This window comes from Nocardia sp. CC201C (assembly GCF_030010695.1).
GTDB lineage: Bacteria > Actinomycetota > Actinomycetes > Mycobacteriales > Mycobacteriaceae > Nocardia > Nocardia otitidiscaviarum.
The window spans coordinates 1-17,489 of sequence record NZ_JASCXP010000122.1 but is presented as its reverse complement, the minus strand read 5'-3'; the positions used below and the strand labels follow the sequence as shown (position 1 = coordinate 17,489).

The 17,489-nt window shown below is 65.0% G+C and carries 20 protein-coding genes, 1 other RNA gene and 1 pseudogene; 10 read left to right on the top strand and 12 right to left on the bottom strand.

The genetic code is table 11. The features are described 5' to 3' along the window. From QK444_RS15195 to QK444_RS15150, 10 genes are all read left to right on the top strand, one after another. Positions 1-252 (top strand): hypothetical protein (locus QK444_RS15195; RefSeq protein ID WP_282780839.1); only part of this gene is annotated, 252 nt, incomplete at its 5' end. Further along, positions 249-446, top strand: coding sequence for a hypothetical protein (locus tag QK444_RS15190; protein WP_282780837.1), 198 nt, complete (start codon positions 249-251; stop codon positions 444-446). The genes QK444_RS15195 and QK444_RS15190, both read left to right, overlap by 4 nt. Positions 447-658: 212 nt before the next feature. Then, entirely contained in the window at positions 659-910 is a 252-nt protein-coding gene (locus QK444_RS15185; protein ID WP_282780835.1) for a hypothetical protein, read from the top strand. Continuing rightward, positions 897-3,110, top strand: coding sequence for a type IV secretory system conjugative DNA transfer family protein (locus QK444_RS15180; protein WP_282780833.1), 2,214 nt, complete (start codon positions 897-899; stop codon positions 3,108-3,110). Before QK444_RS15185 ends, QK444_RS15180 begins: the two co-directional genes overlap by 14 nt. Before the next feature lie 158 nt (positions 3,111-3,268). Then, positions 3,269-4,120 (top strand): replication-relaxation family protein, encoded by an 852-nt coding sequence (locus QK444_RS15175; RefSeq protein WP_282780831.1) that lies wholly within the window; start codon positions 3,269-3,271, stop codon positions 4,118-4,120. Next, positions 4,117-4,737 carry an MT-A70 family methyltransferase gene (locus QK444_RS15170; protein ID WP_282780830.1) on the top strand — a complete coding sequence of 207 codons (621 nt, stop codon included), beginning with the start codon at positions 4,117-4,119 and terminating at the stop codon, positions 4,735-4,737. The genes QK444_RS15175 and QK444_RS15170 overlap by 4 nt, the downstream gene beginning before the upstream one ends. A gap of 129 nt (positions 4,738-4,866) precedes the next feature. After that, positions 4,867-5,226 carry a hypothetical protein gene (locus QK444_RS15165; protein ID WP_282780828.1) on the top strand — a complete coding sequence of 120 codons (360 nt, stop codon included), beginning with the start codon at positions 4,867-4,869 and terminating at the stop codon, positions 5,224-5,226. Between the two features lie 295 nt (positions 5,227-5,521). Next, positions 5,522-5,980, top strand: a complete 459-nt coding sequence (locus tag QK444_RS15160) for a helix-turn-helix transcriptional regulator (RefSeq protein ID WP_282780826.1) — start codon at positions 5,522-5,524, stop codon at positions 5,978-5,980. A gap of 12 nt (positions 5,981-5,992) precedes the next feature. Then, on the top strand, positions 5,993-6,346 hold the full coding sequence (locus tag QK444_RS15155) for a helix-turn-helix domain-containing protein (protein WP_282780824.1): 354 nt from the start codon (positions 5,993-5,995) through the stop codon (positions 6,344-6,346). Between the two features lie 8 nt (positions 6,347-6,354). After that, positions 6,355-7,917, top strand: coding sequence for a tyrosine-type recombinase/integrase (locus QK444_RS15150; RefSeq protein WP_282780822.1), 1,563 nt, complete (start codon positions 6,355-6,357; stop codon positions 7,915-7,917). Between the two features lie 155 nt (positions 7,918-8,072). Here QK444_RS15150 and QK444_RS15145 read toward each other — a convergent pair whose 3' ends face one another. From QK444_RS15145 to prfB, 12 genes and pseudogenes are all read right to left on the bottom strand, one after another. Further along, a complete protein-coding gene (locus QK444_RS15145) occupies positions 8,073-8,360 on the bottom strand; it encodes a hypothetical protein (RefSeq protein WP_282780820.1) in 288 nt (95 codons plus the stop codon). A gap of 132 nt (positions 8,361-8,492) precedes the next feature. Then, the gene (locus tag QK444_RS15140; RefSeq protein ID WP_282780818.1) at positions 8,493-9,014 is read right to left on the bottom strand and encodes a hypothetical protein; all 522 of its coding nucleotides are present in this window, start codon (positions 9,012-9,014) and stop codon (positions 8,493-8,495) included. A 243-nt stretch (positions 9,015-9,257) separates the two neighbouring features. Next, positions 9,258-9,479, bottom strand: a complete 222-nt coding sequence (locus QK444_RS15135) for a hypothetical protein (RefSeq protein WP_282780816.1) — start codon at positions 9,477-9,479, stop codon at positions 9,258-9,260. Positions 9,480-9,597: 118 nt separating this feature from the next. Then, positions 9,598-9,970, bottom strand: a transfer-messenger RNA (tmRNA) gene (ssrA, locus tag QK444_RS15130). A gap of 133 nt (positions 9,971-10,103) precedes the next feature. Beyond that, positions 10,104-10,577 (bottom strand): SsrA-binding protein SmpB, encoded by a 474-nt coding sequence (gene smpB, locus QK444_RS15125; protein WP_029931840.1) that lies wholly within the window; start codon positions 10,575-10,577, stop codon positions 10,104-10,106. Positions 10,578-10,628: 51 nt separating this feature from the next. Continuing rightward, a complete protein-coding gene (locus tag QK444_RS15120) occupies positions 10,629-10,862 on the bottom strand; it encodes a hypothetical protein (protein WP_029931839.1) in 234 nt (77 codons plus the stop codon). A gap of 487 nt (positions 10,863-11,349) precedes the next feature. After that, a pseudogene (gene recQ, locus QK444_RS15115) lies at positions 11,350-13,185 on the bottom strand (DNA helicase RecQ); the annotation flags it as partial. Positions 13,186-13,371: 186 nt separating this feature from the next. Then, complete coding sequence (ftsX, locus tag QK444_RS15110) at positions 13,372-14,277, bottom strand: permease-like cell division protein FtsX (RefSeq protein WP_282780812.1); 906 nt, start codon at positions 14,275-14,277, stop codon at positions 13,372-13,374. Further along, a complete protein-coding gene (gene ftsE, locus QK444_RS15105; RefSeq protein WP_029931836.1) occupies positions 14,277-14,966 on the bottom strand; it encodes a cell division ATP-binding protein FtsE in 690 nt (229 codons plus the stop codon). Before ftsE ends, ftsX begins: the two co-directional genes overlap by 1 nt. Before the next feature lie 57 nt (positions 14,967-15,023). Then, a complete protein-coding gene (locus tag QK444_RS15100) occupies positions 15,024-15,221 on the bottom strand; it encodes a hypothetical protein (RefSeq protein WP_282780809.1) in 198 nt (65 codons plus the stop codon). Then, positions 15,208-16,065 carry a mechanosensitive ion channel family protein gene (locus QK444_RS15095; protein ID WP_029931834.1) on the bottom strand — a complete coding sequence of 286 codons (858 nt, stop codon included), beginning with the start codon at positions 16,063-16,065 and terminating at the stop codon, positions 15,208-15,210. The genes QK444_RS15100 and QK444_RS15095 overlap by 14 nt, the downstream gene beginning before the upstream one ends. Positions 16,066-16,152: 87 nt before the next feature. Next, positions 16,153-17,271, bottom strand: a complete 1,119-nt coding sequence (prfB, locus tag QK444_RS15090) for a peptide chain release factor 2 (protein ID WP_029931833.1) — start codon at positions 17,269-17,271, stop codon at positions 16,153-16,155. Between the last annotated feature and the right edge of the window lie 218 nt (positions 17,272-17,489).

Sequence of the window (17,489 nt, the reverse complement as noted above, 5' to 3'; positions counted from 1 at the left end):
TTGAACACGAATGACACACCCAAGCCGATGCCGTGGAATGACCCGAACAACCTACCGTCAGGCGACAATCCAGAGGCTGCTAAACATATCTCCGAGTCCACCGTTGCCAAGCTGACGGTCACTCTGCACGAAATTGTTGCCATGGTAGAGACATTTGACGACATGGCACCCAGAAGCGCCACCCGGATTTGGGAACTACTCAGCATCATCTCCGGAGACATTCTGGCCTGGATTCGACGGTGGGAGGGGTGAGCGGAGTGGAACCGCCTGGCCTGATCGACCGGCTGGTCAGCCTCTGCCTGAAGATCCTCGGGGCGGCGCTCGCCCTGTACGTGGCCGCCTGCTTGGTTGAGTCGGTCTGGTTGACTCTGGCGATTGCCGCGGGCGTGGTCTGTCTGGGCTGGGTGGGGGTTGTTGTATATAAGACAATGCGAGATCGGTACTGAATACGGTGCGCTTACAAGCGTTTTGATCGGATAGCCGCTCGTGACGCTTCGAACGTTGTTGAAATACCTACTATTTCCCGACGTGGATTGAATGGCCCGACCCCCGCGTGATACACCCAAAAGAGACGGGTGTTGATGTGCGGCAACACAAGCTGAGCACAGCGCGCTGGTGGGTCGTCGAAATCAGAACTAATTCATGAGGAGGGTGACCCATGTCTAAAAACAATGGCAAAGTTAATTACCGTCGTCCGGCCAAGGGGCGTAACCGCGCGAATCGGCCGGAGCGGCGCATCACGGTGCGGTCCGTGCGGCGTGAGCCCTACGATCTGCGACCGCTCGGGCGGGCGGCCATCGCGGCGGCGCTGGCCGAGGCCCAGGCGACCGAGCCCGAGGCACCGCCGCCACACACCGACGAGTCGACCCTTGCTGCCGACAGTCAGGAGGCCGACCATGGTGCCGAATGAACAACCCCAGCTCCCGCTCTTCCCGGATTCCATTGTCTGGCTCCATGTCTGGTTCCCGCGCCCCTGCACGGAGGCGCTGGCAATGGGGCTGCTTCGGCAGTGGGCAGCTCAGGCCCATGCCCCGCAGCTCATTCTGGAAGCCCGGTCGTCGACCGAGGGCGTCAGCTACCTGATCGGCTGCCAACTGCGCGACGCCAGCGCCGTCCAGCGAACCATAGAACTATTGGTGCCCGGCAGCCAGGTGGCCGGGGTGCCGACTGAACGCGGGCCGGTGGCAGTGGCGCGCCGGGTCCGGCCGTCGTCACCGGCGGGGCTGCTGGAGCCAGCCGATGCCGTGGCCTCGGTACGGACGGTGCTGTCCGCCCTGATGGCCGTGGCGCCGGGCGAACAGCTGGTCCTACAGGTGGAACTGGGGGCACGGCGGCGGCCGCAGGCCATGCCTGCCGAACTGTCCAGCCAGGAGCAATCCGTCCTGTCCAAGGTGCTGACCGGCATCCAGCCGGAAGGCCGCTCGGATATCAAGCAGGCGCTGGCCAAGAAGCTGGGCCAGCACGGCTTTTCGGCCACGGTCCGTATTGGCGCTGCTGCCGCGACCAGTGAGCGGCGCCGGGTGTTGTTACTCGGCCTGGCCTCGGCCCTGGGCACCGTGAACGCGGCCGGCGTTCACCTCGAGCTGCGATCGGAAACACCCCAGCGCGTCAACACGCCTCGTTCCCGATCACCGCGGTCGTTGTGGCCGCTGGTGGCGTGGGGTCGGCACCTCGGTGCCAGTGAAGTGCTGCGGCTGACGGCCTGGCCGGTCTCGGACCGGGAAGAAGTGTTCCCGGGGCAAGCCTCGCTGCATCCCCGAAAGCTCCGCCCTTCCCCGGCACTGCTGACCGGCGAGCGGGTGATCGCCACCGCCAATGCCCCGGGGACCGCGGGCGAGATCGGGTATGGAGTAGACGATGCCTGCCGCCACACGGTCGTACTCGGTCCCAGCGGGACCGGCAAATCCACCTTGCTACTACGACTCGTAGTAGGAGATCTCAAGGCAGGACATCCGGTGGTCGTGATCGAACCGAAAGACCTGGTCACCGACATCCTGAGCCGAATCCCCAAGGAACGAAAGCGGGATGTGGTGCTTCTCGACCCGCTCGATGATCACCCGGTGGGCATCAATCCATTGGACCGGCTGCGAGCCGGGGTACCGCCAGAAGTAGTGGCCGACAATATCTTTCACATCTTCCACTCGCTGTACGGCGACGCCTTGGGGCGGCGCAGCGGTGACATCCTGCGTGAGTCCCTCAAAGCGATTGCCTTGACGCCGGATCCGAGCCTGATCATGCTGCCGCTGATCCTGACCGATCCGGTGTTTCGCCGCCCGCTCGTTCACAAGGCCGTCGAGCGCGATCCGTTCGCGGCCGGGACCTTCTGGTCCTGGTACGAACAGCTCTCCCCGGAAGGCGCGATGAACAACATCGCCCCCTTGAGCAACAAGGTTCGCCCGTTCCTGGATGTCTACCTGAGAGGCGTGCTGGCCCAGCAGCATCCGCGCTTCAACGTGCGACAGGTGCTGGAGCAGAAGAAGGTGCTGTTGGTGCCACTGCAGCCGGGCTACCTGGGCGCGGATCGCGCCAAACTGGCCTCCGCGTTCCTGTTGGCGGAACTCTGGAACGCGATCCGGGAACGCGCCACGATCCCGGAAGCGAAGCGCGATCCGGTGATGGTCTACGTCGACGAGGTCCAGGAGTTTCTGAATCTGCCGGTTGATCTTGATGACGCGCTGGCCACCGCGCGCGGGTACCGGGCTGGGTTCCACCTCAGCTTCCAATATTCTTCCCAGCTACCGTCTTCGATGGCACGGGCGTTCAAGAACAACGCCCGCAACAAAATCGCCTTTCAGCTGGGAGCCGATGACGCCAAGGACATGGCGGCCGGTCAATCCGTGCTGGTGCCGGAGGATTTCACGACGCTTCCGGCCCATCAGGTGTACGCCAAGCTGGTTCGCCGAAACTCGGTACAACCCTGGGCCTCGGGTGCCACGCTGCCACCGCCGCCCGAGACCAGCGACCCGGCCGAGATTCGCCGCCTCAGCCGCCAGCAGTATGGGCGGTCGCGCCAGGAGATCGAAGCCGAGTTTCGGGCGCTGCTGCAGGGGCCAGCTGGAGGCCCGCGCCCGCCAGGGCCGTCACGCGGTCGCCGCCGGAGGCAGCCATGAGAGGCAATAGCGGCTGCGATGGAGCGGACCGAGCGGGTCCAGCCGAGGGGCGTTTCGGTGGGCGTTTCGCTGCCACTCACCAAGCGGCGTTGTCCCTTGCCACTGCCCATTCCATGCCGTTACCAGCACCGACTGATGGTGCCCCTGGCACCATCTCAATGCCCCGGCGCCGCGTGTCCCGGCGCGATCTCGAGGCCATCGCCGATTCGCTGACCGAGCGCCAGTGGGCGGTGCTCAGATCGGTTGCCGACCACCGGTTTCTGACCGTGGACATGATCCGGCGGCTGCACTTCGCCGCCCTGAGTCCGGCATCAAGCTCCCGGTTGACGCAGAAGGCTCTGCACCGTCTGCGGCGTGACCGGCTGCTCGGCACGCTCGACCGGCGCATCGGCGGCGGCGCTCGCGGCAGCAGCGCCCTCGTCCACTACATCGACGTGGTGGGCTACCGGCTCCTCGACCGACAGGACGGGCCGACCATCCGGCGGCACGTCAAAGAACCAACCGAAACGTTCCTGCGGCACACCCTGGCCGTGGCCGAAACCCACCTGCGCCTGGTTGAAGCCAACCGCCGCGACCAGCTGGAGCTGGTGCACGTCGAGGTGGAACCACGCTGCTGGCGCGGCTACACCGCGCTGGGCGGTACGCGTTGGGTCAAGCCGGACCTGTACGCGGAGACCACGATTCGGCGCGGCAGCGAGGACGTGGACGGTTGGTTCATCGAGGTGGATCTTGGCAGCGAAAGTATCCCGCGCCTGCTCAAGAAGTGCCACGACTACCAGGCGTACGAGCGCACCGGCATCGAGCAGTACGGCGGTGACGACCCGATCGCTCCCCAGCCGTTCCCGGCCGTGATCTGGACCCTGACCCACCGCAACCTGGCCACGGCCGAACGCCGCCGCCGCGCCCTCCGAGCCGCTATCGCGCACGACCCCCGGCTCGACGACGCGCTCTTCCATGTCATCGCGCCCGACCAGTTCATCACGCACATCACGAACGGAGGCCACCTATGACTCATCGCCCCACGGCACCGCATCTCGGCATCAACTGCGCGCCCCGTCGCTACCGCACCATCCTCGCCGACCCGCCCTGGCCGCATCACCAGACCGGCACGCTCGGCGCGATCCAGCACTACGACCTGATGAGTCTGGAGCGCATCAAGGCCATGCCCATTGCCGAACTGGCCGAGACGAATTCGCACCTGTGGCTGTGGACGACCAACGGCGCGCTGCGCGATGCCTACGATGTCATGGACGCCTGGGGCTTCACTCCGCGCTCCCCATTGACCTGGATCAAACCGCGACTCGGTCTCGGCCAGTACCTGCGCAATATGACCGAGCACCTCATCTTCGGCACGCGCGGCCGAGCGCCGGTCAACTTCCGGGGACAGCCAACCTGGATGTTCGCGGTCGCTCAGGACCATTCGCACAAGCCCGAGGAATTCTTCCCGCTCATCGAGCGCATCTCGGACGGGCCGTACCTGGAGCTGTTCGCCCGCCGACGCTGGGCCGGATGGGACGTGTGGGGTGATCAAATCGACTCGGATATCCGCATTCCGGGCTACCCGGTGCCCTCGGACCGGAAGTTCCGCCAGCGCCAGCGCTCCGAGGACGAGCGAGGGTCGGTATGACGGGCGGGCCGGTGACGATCCGGGCTGGGCCGCTGCTACGCGGGCGTCGGCCTCGTCGGTGCCGTGCGGCTGCATTCGTGAGCGCATCCGGCGTTCACCAGCCGCACCACCACCGAGGAGGAAGCTGCCATGTCCAGTCCGGACAACGATTCCACCCGCAAGACCATGGCCATCCGGGTCGATCCGGAGATCCATGCCGAGCTGAGCCTGATCGCTCAACTCAGGGGCAACACGCTGGCAGACGAACATCTGCAAGCCGTGCTCACTCACATTGAGCGGGCACGAGACGAGACCGACCTTGCGGAGCGCGCCGAACAAGCGATTGCAGAGATCGAGCGCGAGGCGGCCATCCGACGCCAGGCGATTGAGCGGCTGCGCAAAGGTCCTTCAGCGGTACCCACTGAGGGGACCGAAGGAGGCAGCAGCCCAGCCCCGCCGGCCTCACCCCAGAAGCGGGGCAGGCGGAGCGCCGAACCGTCGGAGGACTGAACCCACACTGCATCACCGGTGGTACTGCCCTGACGGGCGGGCCACCTGCTGACCGGGCCAGTCGCTAGAGGAACCCGCAGCACCGGCAGGCCGGTCGCCCCGGCGGCCACCACCGCCAGGTCAATCGCAACCTGCCGGGCTGCGGCCTCCCCGATACAGAAACAAACGCACCTTGTAAAGAAAACATCACCCACTACCCCAATTAGCGCTTTAATTCCCCGGACATTTATTGATTTCCACAAATAAACGAGTTATTGTTGAATGACCAAAATAATTAACGGAGAATTAAATCTTAATGAATCAACAAAGCGCGGTGCGCGTTGCCGCCAAGCTGCTTGCTGCCCGCGAAATCCGACAATGGTCGATCAACGAACTGGCCAGACAGTCCGACGTTGATGTGGCCACCATCTGGCGCATTGAGCAAGGTCAGGCATTGGATGTACGACCACGAACCCTGCAGCTGCTGGGCAAAGCCCTCGGTGTCACGCCCTGCGATCTGTACTACCTGGCCGGGTGGATTGACCGGTGGGAATTACCAAGTTTGAACAATTATCTCCGCAGCAAATACCGGGCGCTGCCGCCAGCCGCACGACGCAAAATCGAGGTCGCCAGCCAGGAGATCGCCACCGAATACGGGGTCGACTTTAGCGACATCGACAAAGGCATGCGGCGCCGTACCCGACAGGCGCAGCAGGCAGTACCACCAGACAAGGAATTAGAGGAACGCATTCGGCGGGATACGGCGGATGCGTAGGAAGGAGGGTTTATGCCCCAACAACCACCAACAACCGATCAGATCGACACCGCCCGGCTGCTCCGGGTGCTGGGCGCGGCGGCCATTCGGATGGCCGATGGCGCACCCGTCGAACGATCCTGGCTACTCAGGCAGCTCGACCCATCGCCCCACGAACCGTACACGCCACAGCAACCAGCCCTCCGACCGCTGCTGACCATTCCGGAAGCAGCTGCACGGCTGCGAATCAGCCGCTGGAGCATCTACGACCTCATCCACAAACGGCTGCTGCTGACGGTGAAGATTGGGCGTCGCCGCTTCGTCCCCGGCAGTGAACTCCAGCGCTACCTAACGTCACTGCCGCTCACCGGAGGCCAATTGCTATGAGCCGCCGAGTGAAAGGATCGGGCAGCGTTTACCGGCGCCAGGACGGCCGTTGGGAAGCCGCTGCCTTCCTCCCTACCGCGAGCGGCACCTCACGGCGGATCCGGGTATACGCCCGAACGGCCAAGGACGCCAGCGACAAGCTGACTATCAAACTTGCTGATGCCGAGCGCGGCATACCGGTTCCCGAGAAGTCGTGGACAGTGGGGGCTTATCTCGACTACTGGATGCACGATGTGGCACCGGGCAAGCTGCGGCCCTCAACCATGGAACTGTACGAGGCAGCGATTCGCATTCACCTCAAGCCGCTGGTCGGTGCGGATCCGCTCGACCGCCTGTCGGTCGCGACGCTCCAACAGCGCCTGAATGACCAGCTGACCCAAGGCAAGACCATCCGGACCGTGCAGCTGATGCGCACGATCCTGAGCGCCGCGCTGACGCGCGCCATGCGCGAAGAACTGGTCGCCCGCAATGTGGCCCGGCTGGTGGAGCTCGAAGCCGCCCAGCGGGCGGATATTACGCTCTGGGCGCCGAATGAGGCGGGGCGGTTCCTGCGCTACGCCCAGTCACACCCGCTGTATCCGGCCTTCCTGATGATGACGCTGTATGGCATTCGTCGCGGTGAAATGTTGGGTCTGGGCTGGCAAGACATCGACTGGGACCACAACGTCATCCGGATTCGGCGTCAGCTCCAGCAGATTGCCGGACACCTCGAGATCGGACCGGTCAAAACCCGGGCGGGGCGCCGGGATCTGCCGCTGCTGCCCATCGTGCGCGACGCCCTCAACCGTCACCAAGCAGGCTTACCTGCCACCAGGGCGGGTGATGGTGCCGAGCCACCCGACGGAGCGTCGGCCGTGACCACCATTCGAAAGCGCACCGGCATCTCCGGTTCCCGCGGCGAGGCGGTTCCCCTCACTGACGAGGAGATCGCCGACATGATCGTGCTGGGAAAGAACGGTCGGCCGCTCTGGCCACGGAACTTTGCCCGGGCCTTCCATTTGCTGTGCCGGAAGGCAGGGGTGCGCCGAATCAAGCTGCACCACTTGCGCCATGGGGCGGCGACCTTGCTCAAGAATCTGGGGGTCCCGCCGCGCGATGTACAGCTCATTCTAGGCCACGCGCATATCTCCACGACCCAGCAGATCTACCAGCACGGTGATCCGGAGGGACAAAAAACAGCACTCGACCGGGCCGGTCGAGTGCTGCTGTGTCAGCCGGTGACAGTGGCTGACGGTGCGATTAGCCGTCAAAATAAGCCGTCAACGGCAGAAATTGTGGTGATGAATACATCGTTGACCCCTGGAGGGACCGGTGGGGCTCGAACCCACGACACCCTGCTTAAAAGTGTCGCTCGGCTGACTAAAGACCACTCCCTCACCCCCATTATCTCACAAATACGCACGCGCACAAGTACGTACATTCTCGGCTCATTAGCCGTCAGAACTGCCGTCAAAAATGACGACTATTTCATGGACATGAATCTCGTGCTGTGGCAGTGGATTCCGCTGCGCACGGCCCTCACGCCAATCGTGATTCCGTTTATCGACCGACATGCCAGGAGGCGTCAATGAGTAGACGACCGATACCGCAACGAACGGGCCAGCTGAAGAAAGCGATACTGCTGCTGCGGGTTTCGACCAAGCGGCAGTTGGAGACGGCCGTGGATATCGACCCGGATGGGCTGTCGATCGCTACGCAGCGCGAACTGGGCGAGTGGAAGGCTGACTCACTTGGCGTCGACATAGACCGTGAGTTCATCGAACCGGGCTACTCGGCCAAGACGATCGACAAGCGGCCGGTCATTCGTGAGCTGCTGCAGTATCTGACTGAGCACCCGGAGATCGGCTACGTGATCGTCTACATGCGCTCCCGGGCCTTCCGGAACCGGTTCGATGCGGCCATCGTGGAGGCGCAACTCAACAAGATGGGCGTTCGCCTGGTCAGTGCGAAGGAGGACTTCGGCGAGGGTCCGCATGCCGTGGCCATGGAGGGCATGCTCGACGTGATGAACCACCTGATGAACACGCTGCAGGGCTTGGACATTCAGGAGAAGATGCGCACCAAGGCGAAGGGTGGCGGGACCCTTGGGGTCGCTCGGATCGGCTACCTGAACGTCCGCGTGGAGTTCGAGGGCAAGCTGATCAATTCAGTCGCTCAGGACGCGCAGCGAGCACCGCTGGTGCAGAGAGCCTTTGAGCTGTACGCCACGGGTGACTACGGGCTGGAACGGCTCGAAGCGACGATGGCGGACCTTGGGCTGACAGCTCGTGCCAGCGGCAAACTGCCTGAGCGGCCGGTGTCGTTCAAGCGGTTGCGCCAAATGTTGCAGGACCCGTACTACGCCGGGTGGATTGTGCACGACGGTGAGCTCTACCCCGGCAGGCACGAACCGATCGTTAGTCAGGCGCTCTTCGACCGGGTGCAAGAAGTGATGGACATGCGCAGCCGTCCGGGGCAGCGTGACCGGGTTCTGCAGCACTACTTGAAGGGCGGATTGTTCTGCGATCGGTGCCACGGCGCTGGCCGCACCGCTCGCCTGATCTACACCGAGGCCACGGGGCGCAATGGCAAACGGTATTGCTACTTCCTGTGCCGTGGTCGCCAGGAAGGGCTCTGCGAGCTGCCCCACTTGCCGGCCGAACAGGTTGAGCAGGCCATCGTCGATCACTATGCGACGCTGAGCTTGCCCGCCGAGTTCGTCGCGGACGTGCGCACCGTCCTGAGCGAAGCCCTGGCCGACCAACAAGCCAGTACCAAAGAGATGCACGCCGGGCTGACGCGGCGGCTCAAGGAACTGGATACGAAGGAGGAGCGGCTCCTCGATCTGGCCACTGACGGCGAACTCCCCCAGGCCAAGATCAAGGCCAGGCTGCGACGCATCCGGACCGATCGAGCCCGTATCGAAGCGTCACTAACTGCAACAGGCGCCGAACTGGCGGTCGGGGTCGAAGTCCTCCGCCAAGCGCTGGACCTGATCACCAACCCCCAGCAACTGTATGAAGACGGCACCGACGCCGTCCGGCGACACCTGAACCACGCGTTCTATGAGCGGTTCTACTTGGATATCGACGGTGTGAAGGACGATCAGCTCCGCCAGCCCTTCGCCGACCTGCACGAGGTTGCCGGTATGCATCTCACCTGCACTCGGGCTGTCACCGGCTCGACCCGCACCCACAAGAGAGCTAGAAACGCGAAAGGCGGTCTTACCCTCTCCGAGGTCCGTATGGACCCCGTTTCGAGTAAGACCGCCCTTGTGGAGCTGCCGGGAATCGAACCCGGGTCCTCCGCCGCATCTTCAGGGCTTCTCCGTGTGCAGTTCGCTGTGCCTCTGCTCGGATCTCTCGGTCACGCGAACAAGCCGAGATGACGATCCCAGCCGCTGTTCGATGTCCCGTCCGACGCCGCGGCCGCGGCGGACGGTAGAGCCCTCTAGCTGATGCCAGGGACCGGGTCGAGGGCGAACCCGGGCTGACAGACACGCTCTACTGCTTAGGCAGCGAGAGCGTAGTCGCGCTGATGAGAATCGGCGCTTATAGGGTTACAGCGACGCTTATACGGTGGTCTCCTGCCTGCACCGACACGCTTCCCCTGAATCAACGTACGCAGTCGAAACCGTTCAGCCCCGAGCTGTGTTCATCGATCCAGATGAACTCCCGGTCTCGCGACCGGGCTTGTAACTTTAACACTCCGCGACCGGCGGATCATTCCATTATCCCGCTGTGGCGTGGCTGACACGAACCGCGCAGGTGAGCGGTGGTCAGCGCATGCCCTTGATGCGGCGGCCGATCTCGCGGGTGACCTCGCGCTCGGCGGTGCGGCGGGCCAGGTCCTGGCGCTTGTCGTAGTCCTGCTTGCCCTTGGCCAGGGCCAGTTCGACCTTCACCTTGCCGTCGCTGAAGTACATGGACAGCGGGACCAGGGTGAGGCTGGTCTCCTTGGTCTTGCCGGTCAGCTTGTCGATCTCGCGGCGGTGCAGGAGTAGTTTGCGGGTGCGTCGCGGGGCGTGATTGGTCCAGGTGCCGTGGCCGTACTCGGGGACGTGCAGACCGCGCAGCCAGACCTCGCCGTCGTCGATGGTGGCGTAGGCGTCGACCAGCGATGCCTTGCCCTCCCGTAGGCTCTTCACCTCGGTGCCGACCAGCGCGACCCCGGCCTCGAAGGTCTCCAGGATCGTGTAGTTGTGCCGCGCCTTGCGGTTGGTGGCGATGACCTTGCGACCCTTTTCTTTCACAGCACCACTCTAAGTGGTCGGGCAACGGGATTATTCCCTGGTCGGGCCGTGCTAACCGCCGCGTTGCAGCCACAGGTAGAGCAGCAGGGTCCCGATCCACATGGCGGACAGGACGATCGTGGTCAGCCGGGGGCGGCCGCGGCGCGGTGCACGGCGTGGCCCCAGCCAGCCGGTGTCCACGATCTCGTGTACTCGTGGCGGTGGGATGACGCCCGCATCCGCCGCCTCGGCCTCTGGTGGCCGCTCGGTTTCGAGTTCGTCACCAGCGCCGTTACCGGAATCCATGTCCGAAAGGTATCCCCACCCAGGGCGTTTTATACCTCCATTCGCGCGGTCGATACCGGACCGCAGGATTGCCGGGAAGTGGCGCTGTAGCGCGCCGTCAGTCCCAGTCGGGCGGCGGCACCTCGTCGTACTCCGGCGGGGGCTCGGGAAGCGGAATGTCGTCGGGTGCGTCGAATGCCGACGCCGCCGCCCGGCCGGTACGGGAGACGCCCTGCGGCGAGCCGCCCCCCGGAAGGCGGGAGGATGGCCGGGACTGCGCGCCACGCGACCGGGAATCGGGCCGTGCCGCGGTGGACCGCGCCTGCCCGGCATGGCCGCTCGGCGCGGCGGACGTACCCCGCTGAACCGCCGCAGCCGTGCGATCCACGGAGCCGGATACGGACTCCCGCGTTCCGGTGAGGGCGGATTCCCCTGCCCTGTCCACGGCCATACCGGTCGCAGCCTTTGCCGGCGCACCAGCTTCGGCAAGGTCAGGGGCACCGGCTCCGGCGACCACCTCGAGCACGCCCTCGCCGTACTTGGCGCGCTTGCCCTCGCCGATACCCGAGATGCCGCCGAGATCGGCCAGCGAGGCGGGTTTGCGGGAGGCGATCTCGCGGAGGGTAGCGTCGTGGAACACCACGTAGGCGGGGACGCCCTGTTCCTTGGCGACGCCCGCCCGCCAGGCCCGCAGCTTCTCGAACAGCTCGTTGTCGGCCGGGGACATGTCCGCGGCGGCCAGCCGGGACGCCTTGCCGGACTTGGGAGTTCGGGCCGCCTTGGCGCGTTCGGGTTCGCGACGCAGCTTCACCTCGCGTTTCTCGAACAGCACCTGATTGCTGGCCTCGGTGAGGGTGAGCACGCCGTAATCGCCGTGCACGGCCAGCAGCCCCTGGGCGAGGAGTTGGCGGATGACGCCGCGCCATTCGATATCGCGCAGTTCGGTGCCCACGCCGAAGACCTTGAGTTCGTGGTGGGCGTGCTGTTCGACCTTGGGGTTGCGCTTGCCGACGAGGATGTCGACGATATGGCCCGCGCCGAAGCTCTGGCCGCGCTCGCGCTTCAGCCGCAGCACGGTGGACAGCACCTTCTGCGCGGCGACGGTGCCGTCCCAGGACTCGGGCGGGGTGAGGCAGGTATCGCAGTTGCCGCACTTCTCGCCGGTCTGGCCGAAGTAGTTGAGCAACTGGGTGCGGCGGCACTCCACCGTCTCGCACAAGGCCAGCATGGCGTCGAGATGCAGTTGCAGCTGTCGTCGATGCGCGGCGTCGCCGTCGGACAGGTCGATCATCTTGCGCTGCTGTACGACATCACTGAGGCCGTAGACCATCCATGCCGTGGACGGGAGCCCGTCACGTCCGGCACGACCGGTCTCCTGGTAGTAGCCCTCCACGGACTTCGGCAGATCCAGATGCGCCACGAAGCGCACGTCGGGTTTGTCGATGCCCATGCCGAAAGCGATGGTGGCGCAGACGACCAGACCGTCCTCGCGCAGGAAACGAGCCTGGTTGGTCGCCCGGGTGCGATTGTCGAGCCCCGCGTGGTACGGCACCGCCTCGATGCCGTTGGCGGTCAGGAAGGCCGCCGTCTTCTCCACCGAATTGCGGGACAGGCAGTAGACGATGCCCGCGTCCCCGGCGTGCTCGGTGCGAATGAACGACAGCAGTTGCTGTTCGGGCCGATTCTTGGCCTCGATCCGGTATTGGATGTTGGGCCGGTCGAAACTCGCGACGAAGTGTTTGGCCCCGGTCAGATCCAACCGCTGGGCGATCTCCTTGCGGGTGGCCTCGGTGGCGGTGGCGGTGAGCGCGATGCGCGGCACCTCCGGCCAGCGCTCGTGCAGCATGGACAGCGCCAGATAGTCCGGCCGGAAGTCGTGACCCCACTGCGAGACACAGTGCGCCTCGTCGATGGCGAAGACGGAGATCTTGCCGCGGTCCAGCAGTTGCGCGGTGGCGTCGAGCCGCAGCCGTTCCGGGGCGAGGTAGAGCACGTCCAGCTCCCCCGCCACGAATTGCGCCTCCACCGTGCGCCGTTCGTCGGGGAACTGGGTGGAGTTGAGGAATCCGGCGCGCACGCCGAGGGCGTTGAGCGCGTCCACCTGGTCCTGCATGAGCGCGATGAGCGGTGAGATCACCACACCCACCCCGGGTCGCACCAGTGCCGGAATCTGATAGCACAGCGATTTGCCGCCGCCGGTGGGCATGAGCACCAGCGCGTCACCGCCGGAGATCACCTGGTCGACGATGTCCGCCTGCGGCCCCCGGAAGCTGTCGTAACCGAATACCCGACGTAGCACCTCGTGCGCGGCCTTGCTGCCGACGTCGGCACCAGTTGCGGACATGGTCTCGATCTCCGGGGCACTCACCCCGGCAATCCTACGGATCGCCGCCGACAGCGGAACCCCGTTGTCCGGTCTCCGCGAGACTTCGCACCGATTCTCCGTTCTCGCACCGCGTTTCGGCCGAAAGACAACGCACCCCACCCGATTCGGGTGGGGTGCGCCGATGTCGTCGCGATGTGCGGACACTCACTCCCGCACGTAGTACCGCAGCGCGGCGTAGGCCGTCAGCGCGGCGAAACCGACGCCCACCGGCAGGATGACGAACGACACCGCCGCGATGTCGTCACCGCTGATACCCGGCAGCACCCGATTGTCGAACAGATCACCCAGCGCCCGATTGATCACCAGCGGTTTGGCGATGAACAGTCCCGCCACCGCCAGCGCCGAACCCACCAGCGCCGCCAACACGGCTTCCAGGAGGAATGGCAACTGCGTATACCAGCGGGTCGCGCCCACCAGGCGCATGATGCCCACCTCGGTCTTGCGGGCCAGGGCCGCCACCTGCACCATATTCGCGATCAGCAGCAGCGCCGCGAACGCTTGGAGCAGCGCCAAACCGAATGCGGCATTGCGCAATCCGACGAAGAAGCTGACCAGTCGGTCGACGATGTCCTTGTCGTTGAGCACCGTCATCACGCCCGGCCGAGTCGCGAACTCGTCATAGATGGCCTGATAGTTCTCGGCGTCGGTCAATTTCACGCGGAACGACGCGGGCAGCCCCTCCTTGGTGACCTCGTCGGCCAACCCCGGCTGATCCTTGAAGGTGGTCTCCTTGACCTCCTGCACCGCCTCCTCGCTGTTGACGAACTGCACGCTGGCCACCTTGTCGTTCGCCTTCAGGTCCGCCTGCAGGGATTTACACGGTTCGGCCAGGCAGTCCGGGTCGGTGGTGGAGACGGTGTCGTCGAGATACAGCCGGATCTCGACGCGGTCCATGTAGAAGTTCTCGATCTTGTTCGCCATGCGCACCGCGAGCAGGCCGCCGCCGAGCATGGTCAGCGACACCGCGGTGGTGAGGATCATGGCGATGGTCATGGTGATATTCCGGCGCAGGCCGGTGAACACCTCACCGAACAGGAATCCGATGCGCATTACCGGCCCACCCCGTATACGCCGGTCTCGTCGTCGCGCACCAGTCGGCCGCGATCGAGTTCCACCACGCGCCGCCGCATGGCGTCGACGATGGTGTTGTCGTGGGTGGCCATCACCACCGTGGTGCCCGTGCGATTGATACGTTCCAGCAGCGTCATGATGTCCTGACTGGTATCCGGGTCGAGGTTGCCGGTGGGTTCGTCGGCCAGCAGCACCAGCGGCCGGTTCACGAAGGCACGGGCGAGCGCGACGCGCTGCTGCTCACCGCCGGAGAGTTCGCTGGGCAGCCGGTCCGCCTTGCCCGACAGCCCCACCATGTCCAGCGCCTCGGGCACCGCGCGATTGATGAACGAACCCTTCTTGCCGATCACCTCCAGGGCGAAGGCGACATTCTGCTCGACCGTCTTCTGTTGCAGCAGCCGGAAGTCCTGGAAGACACAGCCGATGCGCTGCCGCAGTTTGGGCACTTTGCGCCCGGGCAGCCGGTCCACCCGAAAGTCCGCCACCCAGACCTCGCCCGCTGTCGGCTTCTCGTCTTTGAGCAGCAAACGCATGAACGTCGATTTACCGGAACCGGACGGCCCGATCACGAAGACGAACTCGCCTTTTCCGATATCGACGGAGACGTTGTCCAGCGCGGGTCGCGTCGAGGTCTTGTAGGACTTGGTGACGTTCCGCAGGGTTATCACGGGGAGCCAGTGTAGCCAGACGCGCCGGCCACTCCGGCGCGCCGCGCGGCCTCGCGGTCAGCGCGGCGGCGGTGTCCCACCGTCCTTCGCGTCATTGTTGAGCACCGAGTTGACGATGGGGGTATACGCCGGGCGCTGCGATGCTTCGGGCTTGACGAAGACGTACAGCACGAATGTCGCGACCCATACCGTCATCAGAATCGCCGTGGATTGGCGGGCTTTCAGCGTGAAGCCCGGTGATTTACGCAGTTTCACTCAGACCCTCTCGGCGCAGCGCCGCGGCCACCCGCACCCGCAGCTCGCGCCCTACTTCGAACTGTTTGCCCGGCAGTGTCCGGGCGACCATCTTGATGTTCATCTGGTCGACGGTGAGATCTTCGACACCCATGACGGTCGGCTCGTCGAGCAGCAGCGATTTGAGTTTGCGATCGGCGAAAGCCCGGCTGCCGACCTCGTGCAGGATCTCGTTGACCCGGTTGATGTCGGCGCTGGCGGGTACGGGCACGTCGATGGCCGCACGCGCCCAATCCTTCGACAGATTGATAACTTTCACGATCTGACCATTGGGTACGGTGATCACTTCGCCGTCAGCGTTGCGCAGCGTGGTGATACGCAAAGTGACGTCCTCTACCGTACCTTCAGCGTCCTGTGATGAGCCCGTTACCGCAATGCGAACGACATCACCGTAGCCGTACTGCTTTTCGGTGATGAGGAAGAAACCGGCCAGCAGGTCCTGCACGATGCGCTGCGCGCCGAAACCGAGCGCCGCACCGAGCACCGCCGCCGGGGCGACCAGCCCGCCGAGCTGAAAGCCCAAGCGCTGCAATACTTCCAAACCGACCAGGAAGTACACCAGGGACAGCACCACCCAGGTGAGCACCTGGGCGAGCGCATGCCGATGCTTGGCCGCCTCCGAGCGCACCAGCGAATCGCTGCTGCGGAATCCGGCGTCGATCCGGCGGGTCACCCGATCGCGCACGTAGGTCACGAAGCGGCTGAACAGCATCGCGCCGACGATCAGCAGTACGATCTCGAGTCCGCTCGACCGGACCCAGTTGCCGAAGTCCGAGGCGGTACTCGCGGCGAGCAGCATCTGCATGGTTGTACCTCGAGTCAGCGCTCAGTGATGGTGCCGCAAAGGGTTACTGGTTGTCGCCGGACATCCGCCATCGGATGCCGCCCGTGCTCAGGCATCCTGATTCTGCTGCATGCGCCAGCGGATCCCGCTCTCGATGAAGGAGTCGATGTCACCGTCCAGCACCGCCGACGGGTTGTTGACCTCGTAGTTGGTGCGCAGATCCTTCACCATCTGGTACGGGTGCAGCACGTAGGACCGCATCTGGTTGCCCCACGACGCGCCCTCGTTGGTCTTGAGCGCGTCCATCTGCGCGCGCTCCTCCTGCCGCTTGCGCTCCAGCAGTTTGGCCTGGAGCACGCGCATGGCCGAGATCTTGTTCTGTAGCTGCGACTTCTCGTTCTGGCAGGTGACCACGATGCCGGTCGGGATGTGGGTCAGGCGCACCGCCGAGTCGGTGGTGTTGACGCTCTGACCGCCAGGACCGGAGGAGCGGTACACGTCGACGCGCACCTCGTTGTCCGGAATCTCGATGTGGTCGGTGGTCTCGACCACGGGCAGCACCTCGACCTCGGCGAAGGAGGTCTGGCGGCGGCCCTGATTGTCGAACGGGCTGATGCGCACCAGGCGATGCGTACCCATCTCCACCGAGAGGGTGCCGTAGGCGTACGGGGTCTTGACGGCGAAGGTGGCCGACTTGATACCGGCCTCCTCGGCGTAGGAGGTGTCGTAGATCTCCACCGGGTACTTGTGCCGCTCCGCCCAGCGCACGTACATGCGCATGAGCATCTGGGCCCAGTCGGCGGCGTCCACGCCACCCGCGCCGGAGCGGATGTTGACCAGCGCCTCACGCTTGTCGTACTCGCCCGACAGCAGGGTGCGGACCTCCATGGCCTCCACATCGGCGTGCAGAGCCGAGCGCTCGGCGTCGGCGTCGGCGACGGCCTGGGCGCGGGCCTCACCCTCCTCGCCCTCGGCGAGTTCGTAGAGCACGGGGAGGTCCTCGAGCCGCTGCCGCAGGTCACGCACGCGGCGCAGTTCACCCTGGGCGTGCGAGAGCTCGCTGGTGACGGCCTGGGCGTGTTCCTGGTTGTTCCACAGCTCCGGGTCGGCGGCCTGCTGCTCCAGCTCGTCGATGCGGCGGACCAACTCGTCGATATCGAGCACCGACTCGACGGTCTTCAGGGTCGCGTCGAGTTCGGCAAGATCAGCGGAGACGTCAGGATGCACGGTGTTCAAGGCTACAGGGCCGCCTCTCCGAAACTTAAGCGCCCGGCTCGGGTGCCGCGACGGGGTTGTGCACGCGTATCGCCGGTCGGGACCGGGGGAATCCGATGGATCGACCGCCCTCGAGCGGGCTGTCCGGAGCGAGCGGCGGAATGGCGTGTCGATGGGGAGTCGTCGGCCCCCGGGTGTTACCGCCCCGCCGGGAGTGATAAAAACAACCC